16 protein-coding genes are annotated in these 16,711 nt (G+C 36.0%); 1 reads left to right on the plus strand and 15 read right to left on the minus strand.

The window, feature by feature from the left end; genetic code table 11:
• Positions 1 to 426: 426 nt before the first annotated feature.
• The gene (locus I6F66_RS05805) at positions 427 to 879 is read left to right on the plus strand and encodes a transposase (protein WP_024593732.1); all 453 of its coding nucleotides are present in this window, start codon (positions 427 to 429) and stop codon (positions 877 to 879) included.
• Between the two features lie 787 nt (positions 880 to 1,666).
• On the opposite strand, the gene I6F66_RS05810 is transcribed toward I6F66_RS05805, so the two are convergent.
• From I6F66_RS05810 to rfbA, 15 genes are all read right to left on the minus strand, one after another.
• Positions 1,667 to 3,601 carry a nucleoside-diphosphate sugar epimerase/dehydratase gene (locus I6F66_RS05810; protein WP_197208909.1) on the minus strand — a complete coding sequence of 645 codons (1,935 nt, stop codon included), beginning with the start codon at positions 3,599 to 3,601 and terminating at the stop codon, positions 1,667 to 1,669.
• A gap of 170 nt (positions 3,602 to 3,771) precedes the next feature.
• Positions 3,772 to 4,950 (minus strand): DegT/DnrJ/EryC1/StrS aminotransferase family protein, encoded by a 1,179-nt coding sequence (locus tag I6F66_RS05815; RefSeq protein WP_197208910.1) that lies wholly within the window; start codon positions 4,948 to 4,950, stop codon positions 3,772 to 3,774.
• A gap of 27 nt (positions 4,951 to 4,977) precedes the next feature.
• Entirely contained in the window at positions 4,978 to 5,619 is a 642-nt protein-coding gene (locus I6F66_RS05820; protein ID WP_197208911.1) for an acetyltransferase, read from the minus strand.
• Positions 5,612 to 6,208, minus strand: a complete 597-nt coding sequence (locus I6F66_RS05825; protein WP_197208912.1) for a sugar transferase — start codon at positions 6,206 to 6,208, stop codon at positions 5,612 to 5,614. Before I6F66_RS05825 ends, I6F66_RS05820 begins: the two co-directional genes overlap by 8 nt.
• A complete protein-coding gene (locus I6F66_RS05830; RefSeq protein ID WP_024593737.1) occupies positions 6,205 to 7,344 on the minus strand; it encodes a glycosyltransferase family 4 protein in 1,140 nt (379 codons plus the stop codon). The genes I6F66_RS05825 and I6F66_RS05830 overlap by 4 nt, the downstream gene beginning before the upstream one ends.
• Positions 7,345 to 7,349: 5 nt before the next feature.
• A complete protein-coding gene (locus tag I6F66_RS05835) occupies positions 7,350 to 8,471 on the minus strand; it encodes a glycosyltransferase (RefSeq protein WP_197208913.1) in 1,122 nt (373 codons plus the stop codon).
• 22 nt (positions 8,472 to 8,493) lie between these two features.
• Positions 8,494 to 9,501 carry an EpsG family protein gene (locus I6F66_RS05840; protein ID WP_197175717.1) on the minus strand — a complete coding sequence of 336 codons (1,008 nt, stop codon included), beginning with the start codon at positions 9,499 to 9,501 and terminating at the stop codon, positions 8,494 to 8,496.
• Positions 9,491 to 10,639, minus strand: coding sequence for a glycosyltransferase (locus I6F66_RS05845; RefSeq protein WP_305137815.1), 1,149 nt, complete (start codon positions 10,637 to 10,639; stop codon positions 9,491 to 9,493). Before I6F66_RS05845 ends, I6F66_RS05840 begins: the two co-directional genes overlap by 11 nt.
• Positions 10,608 to 11,504 (minus strand): ATP-grasp fold amidoligase family protein, encoded by an 897-nt coding sequence (locus tag I6F66_RS05850; RefSeq protein ID WP_197208914.1) that lies wholly within the window; start codon positions 11,502 to 11,504, stop codon positions 10,608 to 10,610. Before I6F66_RS05850 ends, I6F66_RS05845 begins: the two co-directional genes overlap by 32 nt.
• A gap of 70 nt (positions 11,505 to 11,574) precedes the next feature.
• Entirely contained in the window at positions 11,575 to 12,651 is a 1,077-nt protein-coding gene (locus I6F66_RS05855; RefSeq protein ID WP_197208915.1) for a hypothetical protein, read from the minus strand.
• Positions 12,648 to 13,892: an O-antigen translocase gene (locus I6F66_RS05860; protein ID WP_197208916.1), complete on the minus strand. Its 1,245-nt coding sequence runs from the start codon at positions 13,890 to 13,892 to the stop codon at positions 12,648 to 12,650. Before I6F66_RS05860 ends, I6F66_RS05855 begins: the two co-directional genes overlap by 4 nt.
• Positions 13,889 to 14,989, minus strand: a complete 1,101-nt coding sequence (locus I6F66_RS05865; protein WP_197208917.1) for a DegT/DnrJ/EryC1/StrS family aminotransferase — start codon at positions 14,987 to 14,989, stop codon at positions 13,889 to 13,891. Before I6F66_RS05865 ends, I6F66_RS05860 begins: the two co-directional genes overlap by 4 nt.
• Positions 14,986 to 15,435: an acyltransferase gene (locus I6F66_RS05870; RefSeq protein ID WP_197208918.1), complete on the minus strand. Its 450-nt coding sequence runs from the start codon at positions 15,433 to 15,435 to the stop codon at positions 14,986 to 14,988. The genes I6F66_RS05865 and I6F66_RS05870 overlap by 4 nt, the downstream gene beginning before the upstream one ends.
• Entirely contained in the window at positions 15,425 to 15,832 is a 408-nt protein-coding gene (locus I6F66_RS05875) for an FdtA/QdtA family cupin domain-containing protein (RefSeq protein ID WP_197208919.1), read from the minus strand. The genes I6F66_RS05870 and I6F66_RS05875 overlap by 11 nt, the downstream gene beginning before the upstream one ends.
• On the minus strand, positions 15,829 to 16,710 hold the full coding sequence (rfbA, locus tag I6F66_RS05880; protein WP_197208920.1) for a glucose-1-phosphate thymidylyltransferase RfbA: 882 nt from the start codon (positions 16,708 to 16,710) through the stop codon (positions 15,829 to 15,831). The genes I6F66_RS05875 and rfbA overlap by 4 nt, the downstream gene beginning before the upstream one ends.
• Position 16,711 lies beyond the last annotated feature (1 nt).

Below are 16,711 nucleotides of genomic sequence, written 5' to 3' on the forward strand. Positions count from 1 at the left end.
GCGCCTACATCGTCACATACACCGAGGATAAAAATCCACGAAGGCGTGAAGCTTGCTCACGCAATTTAATACATACGTAAAAGCTGCGCGTTTAGTGCGCCAGCAAGCAAGGCTCCTACATGGTCACATACACCGAGGGTAAAAACCCACGTAGGCGTGAAGCTTGCTCACGCAAATTAATAAATACATAAAAGCGGTGATTTTAGTGCGCCAGCAAGCAAGGCGCCTACATGACCACATACACCAAGGGTAAAAATCCGCGTAGGCGTGAAGCTTGCTCACGCAAATTAATAAATACATAAAAGCTGCGCTTTTAGTGCGCCAGCAAGCAAGGCGCCTACATGATCACATACACCGAGGGTAAAAATCCGCGTAGGCGTGAAGCTTGCTCACGCAAATTAATTTATTCAAATGGACATTAATTATATGGCTAACACACATAAACGTTTAAAAGGACGCTGCACTTCGGTAAACGCTTATTACTCTATTACAATTTGTTGTGATTTTCGTAAGCCATTATTTGCTAACTTTTTATGTGCTCGGTTAATTGCGAGTGAACTCATTAAATTTTCAAGAAACAATTCACTTAATACTATCTGCTACGTAATCATGCCTGATCATATACATTGGATTTTACAGTTAAATAGTAGCCTTGACCTTTCAAACCTAGTTAGGAATTTTAAAAACATTACAACTTATAGACTTAATAAACATAGCGGTACACACGGAAAGATATGGCAATCAAATTACTATGACCACAAAATAAGAAATGATGAAGATTTAATAGGTCAAGCGAGGTATATAGTGGCAAACCCTTTACGTGCGGGCTTAGTGGACAACATAAGGAAATACCCATATTGGGATTGTGTTTACTTGTAAAAACGGTGGCTTTAAAGCGCCAGCAAGCAAGGCGCCTACATGGTCACATACACCGAGGATAAAAATTCACGAAGGCGTGAAGCTTGCTCACGCAAATTAATAAATGCGTAAAAGCGGTGATTTTAGTGCGCCAGCAAGCAAGGCGCCTACATGATCACATACACCGAGGGTAAAAACCTACGTAGGCGTGAAGCTTGCTCACGCAATTTAATACATACGTAAAAGCTGCGCTTTTAGTGCGCCAGCAAGCAAGGCGCCTACATGGTCACCATACACCAAGGATAAAAATCCACGTAGGCGTGAAGCTTGATCACGCTGTTTGATAAATACGTAAAAGCTGCGCTTTTAGTGCGCCAGCAAGCAAGGCGCCTACATGTTCACATACACCGAAGGTAAAAATCCACGTAAGCGTGAAGCTTCCTCGCGCAATTTAATAAATACGTAAAAGCTGCGCTTTTAGTGCGCCAGCAAGCAAGGCGCCTACATGGTTACATACATCGAGGATAATAATCCACGTAGGCGTGAAGCTTGCTCACGCAATTTGATAAGTACGTAAAAGCTGTGCTTTTAGTGCGCCAGCAAGCAAGGCGCCTACATGGTTACATACACCGAGGGTAAAAATCCACGTATGCGTGAAGCTTGTTATCGCAATTTAATAAATACGTAAAAGCTGCGTTTTTAAAGCGCCAGCAAGCAAGGCGCCTACATGCTCACCATACACCAAGGGTAAAAATACACGTAGGTACGTCATTCCCTACAAAAAGCAAACTATTGCAATCTATTCGCTTTAGGAGCCACTTACGTTTGGTAAAATTGTAACGTTAGTCTGCTTATTAAATTTTTGCTTCCAATTCAAATCACAAATGCCATCAGTGGGTGAAAAAGCGGTAGGTGCTGTTAAAAATAACCTACGTATTTCTTGATGATCAGACTCGTCACATGCAATTTTAAGTTTATCTAAAAATGGATCGAGCTCAGACCAAGGCATTTTAACTTCTTGTGCACTTAGGATTCTTGGGTGGTCTGTTCCAATAACGTTATCTCCGATGAGTAGCTCTTCAAAGAGTTTTTCACCTGGGCGTAATCCTGTGCACTTAATTTCTATATCGCCATTTGGGCGTTTTGCATGTTTAACTTCAAGCCCTGATAGGTGAACCATTTTGACAGCTAAATCTTTAATTTTAACAGGCTCTCCCATATCAAGTACAAACACGTCACTACCCACTCCCATTGCACCCGCTTGAATAACCAACTGGGCAGCTTCTGGTATTGTCATAAAGTAACGGGTTATATCTTGATGAGTAAGTGTTATTGGGCCGCCTGCTTTAATTTGCTTTCTAAACAACGGCACTACAGAACCTGACGATCCTAAAACATTACCAAATCGAACCATAGTAAAGCGTGTTGTGTCTTGGATTTCAGATAGCCCTTGCAGTACTAATTCAGCCATGCGCTTAGTTGTGCCCATTATATTTGTTGGGCGTACTGCTTTGTCAGTGGAAACCAATACAAACGTTTCTACATTTGTATAAATTGCAGCGGTTGCTACATTGTAGGTGCCATAAACATTGTTACGCACGCCTTCAACTACATTATGCTCAACTAAAGGTACATGTTTATATGCGGCAGCATGATAGACAGTTTGAATATTGAAGGTAGAAAATGTAGATTCAACAAGTTTTTTATTTTGAATTGAACCTAATATTGGTAGTACTTCTATATTTAAATTATTGGTATCACAGTACTCCGACAACTCTTTTTCTATAGCATATAAAGCAAACTCAGACAGCTCAAATAACACTATTTTAGTCGGGCTGTTCTTAATTATTTGCCTACAAAGCTCAGAACCTATAGAGCCGCCAGCACCGGTTACCATTACCGCTTTATTGGCTATATTTGCCGACATTAAATCTTGTCGTGGTTGGACTGAATCGCGGCCCAACAGATCTTCTATTTCAACATCTTTGATTTCATCAAGATTCGTTGTCCCTGCAACAATATCGGCCATGCCAGGAACTGTCATAACTTGTAGTTTAAACTTTTCTATTGCGTTAAGGACTTCTTTTCGACGACTTCGAGATGTACTTGGTAGTGCCAACAATATTTTATTTGCACATTTTTGCTTTGCAATTTCAGCAATTTGCGACGGTGCATGTACACAAATACCTTGGATTAACGATAAATGCTTTTTAGGGTCGTCGTCTATAAAAGCGACTGGTGAATATTCTGGCCCGTTTGCTAAGGCGGTGGCTAATTGACGACCAGCAGAACCAGCCCCATATATAATTACACCTTCTTTACGGCGCATAGTTATTTGACCAACTACAGCTCGTACCGTTAGCCTTGCACCACCAACAAATAAAATACAAAAGCTGGCATAAATAAACGGCACTGTTCTTGGTACTGGCGCACTTAGAAAGAAGGATAAAATAGTTAAATAAACAGTTGAAAGTAAAACACCGGCAATAATTGCCCACATCGCTTGTGTGTTCATATAACGCAATACAGCTCTATAAAGCCCAAGTTTTACAAAGCTAAATAAACTTAGCGGCAATACGGCTGATAATAAAATCCAAGTATGTGTGTTTTTTAAAACTGCTGTGCTGTCTAGCCTTAGTAAAAAAGCAAGCCAAAAAGCCACTATTATAAATACGCTATCGATGAGGAGAGAAATAATTCTTTTTTGAGGACGAGGCAAATTAACTAAAAATTTTAAAGGCACAATACATTTCCCTGAAGCTAGCAGTGATACTACTATTCTATTGATTACAATTTTACTACAAGATGAACAACCATTGCACTTAATAGTTAAAGACTATATGTAAATATTTATATAGTCTTTATGTATTTGGTTGTTTTTTGTAAGTAAACGTTATCGTTAGGTATATGTTTTTATTTTAAAGAAGCTAAAACAAGCACTTCGTTGATTATTTGAGCTGTTTTACCTATTTCGCTTTCAGTCAAAGTTGGATGCACTAAAAACATAATTGACGTTTCTCCTAACTGTACGGCATTAGGTAAGCGTTTTTTAGGTCTCCATGGGGTATCGTCAAATGCTTTTTCAAGATAAACCTCTGAACAACTGCCTTGAAAACACGGTACACCACGTTCCACAATTTCGTTTACTATACGATCTCGATTCCAATCATTAGCCAAATATTCGGGGTTTATAAACATGTAATGTTTATATTGAGCATGTTCGATGTGTTTTGGTACGTTAACTAATCTTACGCAATCAAAGCTATCTGCGGCATTATCGAGCAATGCACCATAAGCTTGACGTTTTGCGGTCCATTTAGCCATACGCTTTAGCTGAATACGCCCTATAGCAGCTTGCATTTCGGTCATACGCCAATTTGTGCCAAAACTTTCATGCAGCCACCTAAAACCTGGTGGGTGCTCTCTATTATAAATAGCATCAAAGCTTTTACCATGATCTTTATAGCTCCACATGGCTGACCATAGCTCTTTTGAGTTAGTTGTGACCATTCCGCCTTCGCCACCAGTAGTCATTATTTTGTCTTGGCAAAAACTCCATGCACCTATGTGACCAATACTTCCAACAGAACGACCTTTATATTTAGCACCATGGGCTTGTGCACAGTCTTCAATTACATAAAATCCATGTTCTTTACTGAGCGCCATTATTTCATCCATTTCAGCTGGCATACCCGCTAAATGAACAACAATAACTGCTTTAGTTTTTGGCGTTAATACTGCTTTTATAGATTCGGCGGTTATAGCTTGGCTATTTAGATCAACATCCGCAAATACAGGGGCCGCACCAGATGTAACAATACTTGAAGCAGATGCTAAAAAAGTACGCGGAGTAGTTATTACTTCATCACCAGCGCCTATATTTAATGCTTTTAAAGCAAGATCAAGTGCTAATGTGCCATTACCTAGCGCTATGGCATATTCACTATCAGTCCAGCTTGCAAATTCTTTTTCAAATTCACGGCCTTCAGTGCCGGTCCAATAATTTACTTTGTTGGATAAAATAACGCGGCTAACTGCATCTGCTTCTTCTTGTGTAAAGCTAGGCCATGGGGAAAATGGGGTATTTAACATGCAATTCCTATAAAATTTAAAAAAGGCTTAACTATTATCTGAAACTTTAGTGCAAGGAGAGCCATAAGCAATTACACCAGATGGTATATCTTTGACAACTAAACTACCTGCACCAATTAATGTATTGTCGCCAATATTAATAAGTTGTTTTACTTTACTTCCAATACCTACCCAACTACTTCGCCCGACGCAAACTCCGCCAGCTAATGCTGTGCCTGGGCAAATATGCGTAAAGTCATCTATTTTGCAATCATGCTCAATTATAGCTGAAGTATTAATTATACATCCACGGCCTATTACTGCAAAAGCGTTAATAACAGCATTAGCAGCTATGACAGACCCTAAATCTATTTGAGCATATTTACTTATAACCGCACTTGGGTGTATTAGGATTGGAAGTGTATAGCCATTTTTGGCTAACGTTTTTATTTTTACTTCTCGAGTATTATTGTGACCTATAGCAACAGCAACATTTATGTTGGTGATAGGTACATTAAGTAAATCTGAAAATGTACCTATAACAGGCCAATGCTCTATATTTTTTTTATTAGGATAGGCATCGTCATAAAAGCTAACACTAAAACCTAGTTGCTCCGCAATATCAGCTATTATTTTACCGTGGCCGCTAGCCCCTAAAATAGCCAACGTTTTTACAGCTGGCTTAGTCATTGTTAGAGCCTTTAAAAGGCTCAATAGTTACGTGCCCATCAGCACTGATGCCCTCTCTTATAAAAACTTTTTTTACCGTTAACAGTAATATTTTCATATCGAGTAGGAAGCTTTGATTTTCTACATACCATACATCAAGCTTAAACTTTTCATCCCAGCCAATTGCATTACGCCCGTTAACTTGTGCCCAACCTGTTATACCAGGTCTTACATTATGGCGTTTAGCTTGTTCTGAGTTATACAGCGGTAAATATTGTACTAATAGTGGCCGAGGCCCAACTAAGCTCATATCGCCTTTAAGAACATTAAACAAACCAGGTAGCTCGTCTAAACTAGTTGAGCGTAAAAAAGCGCCAAACTTAGTCATTCTTTCGTTATCTGGAAGCAAGTTACCGTGCTTACCTTTGGCATCGAGCATGCTTCTAAACTTCATCATTTTAAATACTTTACCGTGTAAACCAGGGCGGTTTTGCGTAAATAAAATAGGTGAACCTAATTTAGTACGGATTAATATCGCTACAATAACAATAATGGGTAACAACATAGCAAAGGCACTCAGTGCCACTATAAAATCAAATAAACGTTTCATGGTTTAACCAACTGTAAATAAAAGTTTTCTAGCTTTTTTAGATAAGTATTTCTTTCGAATCTTTCTACAATTCTTGTTCTTGCATTACAAGACATCAAACTAAGTGAAGATGCAGTGGCATTAGTAGCATTTTGCATTGCTTTAGCTAAACTATCTTCATTTTTAGGTTTCACTAACCACCCATTAAAATTAGGAGTTATTATCTCATTACAACCATTAATATCTGTTGCTATAACAGGTAATGACATAGCACCGGCTTGTAAAACAACATTAGGAAACCCTTCTCGATAACTCGAAAGAACCACTACATCGCTGGCTATTAATGCTGGGCGTATATCTGGATGAAACCCTAACATATGAATTCTAGGATGGTTTTCAATTATAGTCATAATATCAGGCTGTATAGGTGCTGTATGATCAATATCACCAACCAGTAGTAAGTGATTTTTTTCTGTTTGCAATATAAAAGCATTAACTAGCTCTTTTATTCCTTTATCTATATTTAAGCGCCCTACAAATGTAAAAATAAAATGCTCAGTGGGAATAGATAATTCACTTTTTAGGTTAGTACTAATACCATCGTTATTTTTGTTAAAATACCCAACATCAATGCCTGCTATGTTGCCATTACCAATTAAGTTTAGCTGTTTGGATGTAATTTTATAACTTAATAGATCGCGTTTAACACCTTCTCCCTCTGGTACTATATGAGTAGCTGATTTACAAATAAGCCTATCTATAAAAATTAATAAGCTTTTTTTAAAACCCGTTTGAGTAGGGAAAATAAGACCCGTAAACGTATGTATTTTAATTGGTACAAAACATAGTCTTGCAGCTAGCATGGCGATCAATCCAGCTTTTGGGGTATACGAATGTACTATATCTGGTTTGTGAATTAGAAATAATTTGATCATAAAAAATAGTGAAATAATATCTCTAAATACATTTATACCTCGGCTCATTAGCACTGGATATACTGAAACACCTTCATTTTTAGCTACTCGCTCTAAAGCCGGTGCAGGAGAGCTTACAATAGATACATCAAATGTATTATTTAAAAATTTAGGCTGATTTTTTAAAATAGTGTCTAGAGTTTCAGGTACAGTCGTGACTATAAATAATGTCTTTTTGTTCATAAGGCTTAAGAGTTCCAGATCTCATTATATTTACTTACCATGGTTTCTATCTTGAAGTTATTTTCTATTCGCTCTCGCGCTTTAAGCTGCCTTGCTTCCCATGCATCTTTTGAATGGGCTTTCATATTTATAGCTTCAACTATTTTACTTGCTAAATCTTGAGAATTTTGCGGTTTAGCCACCCATCCAGTATCACCAACAATATGTGCAGCATCACCTACATCTGTGGTAACGCATGGAGTACCACACGCCATAGCCTCATTTAATACATTCGGGAACGCTTCACTCGAACTTGATAAAAGGTGTATATCAAGCCCATTCATTACTTTTGGTATATCACTTCTTTTTCCTGCCAAAATAACATTATCGAGTACGTTATTTTGTTGTAACCACCCCATTAGTTGCTGGTTACTGTCACACATATCTAGACCAACTAATAAACATGAAAAATTAATTTTCTGCTGCTTTACTAAACCTAAAGCTTTTATTAAATTTTCGTGATCTTTAAACGGATGGAAACGACTTACCATGCCTATAAAAACAGTGTTACTTGAAATACTAAACTCTTTTTTAATTTGTTCTTTAGCATTATTATCGGCTTTAAAATCGTTAAGGTCATAACCATTGTAAACCACGTTAAGTTTTGCTTCACAATAGCCAATCCCTTTATTAGCTTCTGCAGCTTTATCAGCACAACAAATAATTTTTTTAGGAATGATGTAACTTAAATAGCCACATAATTTCGCAACCAGTATGGTGGACTTTTTAGCAGCACCTGGTGTTAAATTAGACTGATGCAATCCCCATGTTATATTTTTTATACCCGCACAACGAGCCACTAGGCCACCAAGAAGGTCTGCATGATACATCCATGTTTGTACTGCATCAGGCTTAATGCTTTTAATCAGTTTATATAGCTTTAATAGGCCGCTGAATGTAAAGCGTCCTAATGGCATATCCAATGAATACGCAGTAACACCTTGTTGCTGCAATAACGGACCATATTTAGATAAGCCCATTAATGAAATAACTGTATGGCTATTTTTTGAATCGGTTGTGCATAAGCGATATAAAACAGCTTCAGCACCACCGTCAGCTAACCCTGTAATAATGTGTAATACTTTCAATTAAAATACCTTTAAACGATAATTAGCTAACAAACCAACCGAAACCTTCAAGCCTAAAGTGTAAACTCCAAACTAGAAAAAAATATAAACAGAAAACCAATTGAAAAATACGTTTATATTTTACTTTAAAACGAAGTGAAGCTAACAACACTAGCAATACAACACTTTCAAATATCCTTGCTGTAACAGGTAATAAAAAATAAGTTGAAAGGTACAGAATTAGAAAGAATATAATTTGCGTGTTATATCTTAAAAAGACTTTGCCTTGCATAACAAATAACATGAAAACAAAGCTCCAATAAATAAAGCCTAGGCCACTTGCGCTTTGCGAAGCCCCATTACTATATTCTTCACCCTGCCTTGCGCCAATAAACTGCGCTAAGTAAAGTCCCATTGCTCCAACAACAACTCCAACAAATACGTACAATATACTTCTGATACCGTGTGAAAGTTTTAAGTGCATTAAGAAATTAACACCCAAAATACCTAGCAAAATTATAATGAATGATGAATGTATGAGTGCAGCACAGATATAAAAAAAATACTTTACTTTATTTGAAGCGCTAAACCACCCAATTAAAAAGATTGCTACCCCAAAACCTTGTCGTAAATGAATTAAATTGTTTTTTAGCACCAAAGGTAGTAATAAAAATAGCATTACCATATAAAAATACTTTTTATTGGTATTTTTTAATACCAAGTAAAACGTAGAGAATGTAGAAAAAGCAATTATTATTCTCACGATATTTTCAGGAGAAATAAAAAACGAAAGTAATGAGTTAATAACCAACCACAAAGGCTCGTTAACCAATAGCGGCAACACCCCAGATGAAAAGTTTTTTACTAATAAGATTGGTGAGCTTTCTGGGTATAATAAATAGTTTTCTCTATCAACCAACCCATCTATAGGTAATGCAGTTAAAAATATACAAAAAAATAATGCTATAAAAAAACTTAGTAGCTTATGTGATTTAGGGTTAATCCTAAAAGAGCGATCATAAAAATTGTATTTTTTGATATTAGTACTCATTTAACAAAGCTTCCCAACTTTGGATTATATTTTTAATTTTATATATCTCTGATGACTTTAAAACATCATCGCCATTAAAAGGAGACTTAAGAGCTTTGTCTAAATAATCCTGTAGGCTATTTATATTTTGATACTCAACCAGGTAGCCGTTCTTACCTTGTTCTATTATTTCGCTTGGACCACTTTTACAATTAAATGCAACGACAGGTGTGCCTAGGGAAATAGATTCAACTAAAGTATTGGGGAAACCTTCGTACAAAGAGGTTAGTAATGTTAACTTAGCATGCAAGTAATAAGGTATTACGCTTTGCTGAAAGCCTTCAAAATCGACTTTTTCACTCAAATTAAAGTCTGATACAAGTTGCTTTAACTTCTGCTCCAAACTTCCTTGACCAACTATTTTAAGCCTTAAACTAGGATGATTTTTTGATAAGACAGAAAAAGCCTGAATTGCAAAATGAAATGCTTTTTGATCTTCGAGTCTGCCCACACATAAAATATAATCGCCTTTAAACACTTCGCTTGGTTTTATATTAACAGCTTCATTTTCGACTGTTGTATTTACAGGGTTATATATAACACTTGTTTTATTTTTTAATTTTGGGAACACTGATAATAAATCAGTTCTCATGCCTTCACACTGATTAACAATATGGTCAGATCTTTTGTAAATTTTCATGAGTAAGAAAGAAAATACAGAAGTACGAAAACTCCTTTTAACACTTTTTGAATTTTCAGAAAGTGAGTTTATATTCCTACTTATAATTTTCACATTAACTCTCATGAAAAGCTTAATAAGTAACAATATAAGGCTAAGTTCATAATTAAAAACAACTACTTTAGTTGGTTTATGTGTTTTTAAATAATTATATATAGGCAAAATAGAACTACGGGCATTTGGTAAATCTAATACAACTAAATTTACTTTTTTACTTAATCGAGTGCGATAAGCAGCATCTTTCAATGTAAGTATTACAAGCGTTACATCCCAACCTGCTTCAGCTAAACCACTTGCGACAGTAACACACACCCCCTCAGCACCACCGCCTGCGAGTGAACTGATAAAAAGCGTTATTTTCTTTTCAAAGCATTTTTTTATCAAAGCATTACATCCTTGGATCTTGCTGCCATAAATCACCTAACCACTTATCGTAAGCATATGAGTTAAAGCCTGCATCGCCCGATTCATGAGCAAAAGTAAGCTCACCAAAATATATTTTTCCATCTACATTATAAAAATCAACACGGGCATAGCTAAAATCTTTAGCTAAATTTTTAGCAAGCTCTAGCATAGTATCAAAGTTTTTTGGCCTTTCTATTTTGGTAATAATTGACGGGTATATACTCGTTATAGGAATCCAGTTTAGTTTCTCATCAAAAAAAGAACGATGATGTGCTTCATCCCTGTCAAAATCGATATGTAAAATAGTTTTCATATCACCATTAGACTGCTTAAAAACATGAAACTTGTAGTCTCTTAAACTTGACTCTCCAAGGTGAGGTAGTAACCTTTTTTCAACTAATATTGAAGGAGGAATATCGCTATACCATGGCTCATTCTTGAGTTTTCCATAATCAACTTTTAACTGCTTATTTACATCATCACAAGCGTATTTAATTTTTTCATCACTACAAGATTCTGTTAATAAATAAACGGGTCCAGAGTTATGATTTGCTTTGAGTAATACATCACCATTTTCATGGATAATATTTTTTAACGTATCATAAGTAATAATTTTACCGGAATAGTAAGTTTCGATTACAATTTCAGCTAGCCCTTTTTCAGTAATCCACGTTTTAACGGCAAGCTTATCTGAACATATAGAAAACAGCGGGTTAGAAGGGTTACTCTTTCTGATATGAACTTTCTCATTAAATGTTGTTGGGTTTAAAGCTGTTAAAAAATACCCATTTCTTCTATAAAAACTTAAGTAAAACCAACACCTACGTAATAAATTTGAATTACTATAAAGATTACTTCTGATTTTTCTAATCGTATTCATTTTTAAAGGCCTTAAATCAAATTCTATTTTTTTGTGTTAATTGCATGCAAATATTTACACTGAAAGTTAGCTAATATTTATTCCAAGCCTCTATATATTGGGATGCAACCTTCTTATAATCATGAAAGGCCTCAGAAAACTTTCTAGACTCAAGTCCCATATTAGTGATTTCGTTCTTATTTTTAACCAGCCATTCTAGTTGTTGATATATATTTTCAACCTCTGGTTTAATAGGCAATAAAGGTGACTCACTCAAATTAAATTCATTGAGAAACTCTGCTTCGCCGCCACCTACAACAACTTTACCCATTGCTAAGTTATAAACACCATTGACACCAACCGAAACCGAGTATGCTTGGTCAATTACAACATTGACTGTTTCTAAAAAAGATAAGTATTTTTCTAAAGGCATCCTACCATCAATAATGCACTTAACCTCGTTGGGGTAGGTTTCTTCTAATTTTTTCATTGCTTTACTAATCAGTGGTGTGCCTTTCATACCCTCTCTGTTCAGCCCATGAAAAAAAACAATCTTATCCCTAATAATGTTTTCTTTATATTTAATTGTTTCTATGTTCATTGGTATCGGTATTGTGGGGCATAACTTAGGGTAGTTAATATCCCTGAAGCCCTGTGCATATTCATGCATTATAGGGATCACACCATTTATATTTTCTAAAAAAAAGGTGTTGTAGTGTCTACCTTTTTGAGTTTGACTCCACATATCAGGGTTAATTTTTTTTATCTGTTGGTATAATTGAGGGTACTTAAATCGATTTTGTGAAAAATCAGCAATGACTGATATTTTACTAGTGGCGCCAGCAGCAACTAAAAATATTTTTTTATTATTGCGAAAAATAAACTTAACTATGGCTTTGTTTATACCCAAAAACTTGGGGAACAATACAGGATCTATAAATTGAACAACATCATAACCTTTTAGCCTAGGTAAGACCTTAATTATGTTAATTAGGCTTTCGAGCTTTCCTAATAGCCCTTCCCGATTAGTACCTATTTTTAGGTCGCTATTTATTTTTTTCCAACCATCACCTGAGGATGCAATTGTTACTTCATGCCCTTGAGATAATAAGCCTTCTTTTAGATTACTATGGAATGCACTAAACTCACCAAGCAGTAAAATCTTCATATAAATTCCTTCTTGGTTAACAAAAAGACTGTTACAAAATAAATCGAATAGCTTGCTGCAAATGCATACGTTATTCCAATTAAGCCATACGAATTGACCATATATATTGATATACCTACAAATATAACATTAAAAAGCACTTCTACTGCCATGTAACGCTTAGTCATTGCCTTAGCAAGCATTAAGTATGATAAAAGCCAAGCAGCTATTTTTATAACATCACCGATTAACTGCCACAAAAATAGCTCTATCATCGGCTTAAAGTCGTCAGAAAATAATATATAGACAATAAAGTCTTTTAAAACATAAATTACCGCAGATACAAGCATTACAATAGGTAATATAACTTTGTAACCACTTAACAACTCACCTCTAAGTGCTTTTTTATCGGTAATTTCTGATAATTTAGGTAGAAAATAAACACCTAAAGTGGTTGTTACAACCGTGAGATACATTGTTGAAATATACCAAATAGCTTGCCAATAGCCTGCTTGCTCCCAACCTAAATTATCTACTAGATAATTACGTATCACTAAATGACTAACAGGGATGGCAATTGCTGATGTAATTGCCATTAAGGCAAAACGGCTTAATTTAGTTGCTATAACTGAGCTGTAAACACCTTTAAGTAACCCTAAATTAATTACTCTGTGGTTTCGTAATTTCCAAAAAATGTATAAAAATATAATAGATTGGTTAGTTACTAATGCTATTAAAGCTCCCTTTAAACCAAAAAGGTATATTAAGGCTGTTGTAAAAACCAAACTATATAAACTTTGCACTATATTAATTAATATTAATTGTTTTACTTCTTTTAATCCATTTAGAATAGCTAAAAACAAAGAGTTCAAACTATAAAAAAAAATCGTAAAACCAAATATTATAAATATAAATGCAAAGTTTTTGTCAGTTAAAAACTCGTTTGATAAATAACCGGACAATAATATTAACGCTACCCCGACTATAACTGAACAAACAATAGTTATTTTTATTGCCGTGGCTAGAAAGGTAGTTAAATCTTCTCCATTTTTTGAATATTCAGCAGTGTATTTTACGACCCCTTTGTTTATAGCACCTTGTGAGGCGACCATAGCGAGCTGTGAAATATTTTGAAACTGCCCTATAACAGCCAAGCCACTGGGACCTACAAATAATGAAATAGCCTTATTTATTACTAACCCGACAAAGAGCTGAATAACGGTTGCAATAAATGTTAACCCGGAGGTTTTAAGTAAATTCATTTAAAACGGTTTAAAACTTCAATAACGTAGTCAACTTCGTCTTTTTGCATAACGGGGCTAAGAGGTAAGCTGATTACAGTCCGGTGTATCTCTTCAGTCAGCGGAAGATCTATTTTATTGTAATGCTTATACGCCTCTTGCTTATGTGGCGGGAGAGGATAGTGAACCAAGCTTTGTATACCATTAGCAGTTAAGTATTCTTGTAGTTTTTCACGTGAGTTTATCCTGACCACAAATAAATGAAAAACATGTTTATTAATATCATCCCATGTTGGAAGAGATATTAATGGATTGTTGATTTGGCTTAAGTAAGCCTGAGCAACAGCTCTTCTACTTGCTGTTTCTATATCTAAGTAGCTTAACTTCACCCTGAGCATTGCTGCTTGAATTTCATCTAAACGACTGTTAACGCCTTGGTATAAGTTTTCATATTTTTTATGTGAGCCATAATTACGTAACGCTCTCAGTGTTGTTGCTAACGCTTCGTCATTTGTTGTTACCGCACCAGCATCACCTAGAGCACCAAGATTTTTCCCAGGATAAAAACTAAACCCTGCAGCATGTCCCCAAGCACCGCATTTTTTATCCGCAATTTGTGCACCGTGAGATTGTGCGCAATCTTCTAATACTAATAAATCATATTCTTCAGCAATTTCCATTAACGCTGGCATAGGTGATATTAAACCGTACAAATGCACCGGTAAAATAGCTTTAGTTTTAGAAGTAATAGCAGCTTTAGTCTTGAATGGGCATAAATTATAAGTGGCCTCATCAGGCTCAACAAGTACAGGAATTAAACCATTTTCTGTGATTGCTAATATACTAGCTATATAGGTATTTGCGGGGACTATTATTTCATCCCCCTCTCTTAACTTACCCAGCTCTTTCCATGCTCTAAATGTTAGTGTTAGTGCATCAAGTCCATTTGCGATACCCACGGCGTAATTAGTACCGCAATATTGGGCAAATTCATTTTCAAATGCAGCAAGTTCATTGCCCATTATATACCAGCCGGAGTCTATTACTCTTGAACAGGCTGCTTTAAGCTCTTGCTCGTACTGAGCATTAATTTTGGCTAAATCTAAAAATTTGATCACTTATTTATCTCTTTTGCGGGGTTTCCAACAACCGTTGTATTAGCAGGGACATCTTTAACGACTACACTACCAGCGCCTACCATAGCCCCTTCACCAATGGTAATACCTGGTAAAATAGTAGCGTTGGCACCAATTGAAGCACCTTTACAAACTTTAGTTTTAAGAAAATCTTCAGGGTAACACTTAGAGCGCGGCTTCAAATCGTTTGTAAATGTAACATTTGGGCCGATAAAAACGTTATCTTGGATTTCTATTCCATCCCATATTTGTACACCACTTTTTAAAGTGACATTGTTACCTATAAATACATCATTCTCGATTAAACAGTGTGAGCAAATGTTACAGTTACTGCCTATAACTGCATTTGGTAATACAACACAGAATTGCCATACATTTGTATTTTCACCAATCTGCGTCGACTGTACATCACTCATTTTATGAATCATGATTAACGGCCTCTATAAACGCTTTATAATTACGCATGTAGTCGCTTTCATCATAAATATCACTCGCCAGTACGAGTAAAACACAATCGTCAGAAAAATTGTGCATTTCATGCCAGACCATTTTATTTATTGCCACTGCTTTAGTAGGTGAATCAAGCAAAATAGTCTGTTTCTCCTGCCCGTTGTCTAGTAGCATTTCGCATTGCCCTTTAACACAAATTGCTATTTGCTCTAACTCTCTATGCGCATGAAATCCTCTAGAAACGCCTTGCTCTGTTGCATAAATATAATAAACACGCTCAATATTAAAGGGGACTTGTTTATTATGCTCTAAAACAACGAGTGAACCGCGATCATCGCCTAAATTTGTTAATTCTATAAGCTCTGAGATAATCACTTTTTATTTCCTACTAAATCGTTTAAGTATTCACCATAGCTATTTTTAGAAAGAGGTTTTGCCAATGATAAAATTTTCTCTTTGCTCAACCAGCCGTTATTAAATGCAATTTCTTCAAGGCACGCGATTTTGTAGCCTTGGCGCTTTTCAATTGTTTCTACAAATTGAGCCGCTTCAAGTAAGCTTTCATGTGTGCCAGTATCAAGCCAAGCAAAACCGCGACCCAATATTTCAACATTAAGCTTATTTTGCTTTAAATAAATTTCATTTAAGCACGTTATCTCTAGCTCACCTCTATGCGAGGGCTTAACTTGTTTTGCTATTTCTACAACAGAATTATCGTAAAAATATAAACCGGTTACTGCTAAATCAGACTTTGGTTTAGCAGGCTTTTCTTCAATGGAAATAGCCTTTTGGTTCTCATCAAATTCAACAACACCAAAACGTTCCGGATCTTTTACTTGATAGCCAAATACAGTCGCCCCTAGTCCGTTCTTAGCATTCTCAACCGCATGCTTTAACTTAGGTGAAAACCCTTGCCCATAAAAAATATTATCGCCTAGCAATAAACAAACGTCGTCAGAGCCAATAAACTCTTCACCTAAAATAAACGCTTGAGCCAAGCCATCTGGGCTTGGTTGTATCGTGTAACTAAGCTCAATGCCAAAGCGTGAGCCATCACCTAATAATCGTTTAAATGATTCTTGATCTTCAGGTGTAGTAATAATTAAGATTTCACGTATTCCCGCTAACATCAACACAGAAAGCGGATAGTAAATCATTGGCTTATCATAAATTGGGAGTAACTGCTTGGATACACCCATAGTAATAGGATAAAGGCGCGTACCGGAGCCCCCGGCAAGGATAATTCCTTTCATG

This window comes from Pseudoalteromonas sp. NZS100_1 (assembly GCF_015864285.1).
Taxonomy (GTDB): Bacteria; Pseudomonadota; Gammaproteobacteria; order Enterobacterales; family Alteromonadaceae; genus Pseudoalteromonas; species Pseudoalteromonas arctica.

Coding starts and splice junctions, on each gene's coding strand:
- I6F66_RS05805 (WP_024593732.1), top strand. CDS start 427: ATGGCTAACACACATAAACGTTTAAAAGGACGCTGCACTTCGGTAAAC.
- I6F66_RS05815 (WP_197208910.1), bottom strand. CDS start 4,950: ATGTTAAATACCCCATTTTCCCCATGGCCTAGCTTTACACAAGAAGAA.
- I6F66_RS05820 (WP_197208911.1), bottom strand. CDS start 5,619: ATGACTAAGCCAGCTGTAAAAACGTTGGCTATTTTAGGGGCTAGCGGC.
- I6F66_RS05825 (WP_197208912.1), bottom strand. CDS start 6,208: ATGAAACGTTTATTTGATTTTATAGTGGCACTGAGTGCCTTTGCTATG.
- I6F66_RS05830 (WP_024593737.1), bottom strand. CDS start 7,344: ATGAACAAAAAGACATTATTTATAGTCACGACTGTACCTGAAACTCTA.
- I6F66_RS05840 (WP_197175717.1), bottom strand. CDS start 9,501: ATGAGTACTAATATCAAAAAATACAATTTTTATGATCGCTCTTTTAGG.
- I6F66_RS05850 (WP_197208914.1), bottom strand. CDS start 11,504: ATGAATACGATTAGAAAAATCAGAAGTAATCTTTATAGTAATTCAAAT.
- I6F66_RS05855 (WP_197208915.1), bottom strand. CDS start 12,651: ATGAAGATTTTACTGCTTGGTGAGTTTAGTGCATTCCATAGTAATCTA.
- I6F66_RS05860 (WP_197208916.1), bottom strand. CDS start 13,892: ATGAATTTACTTAAAACCTCCGGGTTAACATTTATTGCAACCGTTATT.
- I6F66_RS05870 (WP_197208918.1), bottom strand. CDS start 15,435: ATGATTCATAAAATGAGTGATGTACAGTCGACGCAGATTGGTGAAAAT.
- rfbA (WP_197208920.1), bottom strand. CDS start 16,710: ATGAAAGGAATTATCCTTGCCGGGGGCTCCGGTACGCGCCTTTATCCT.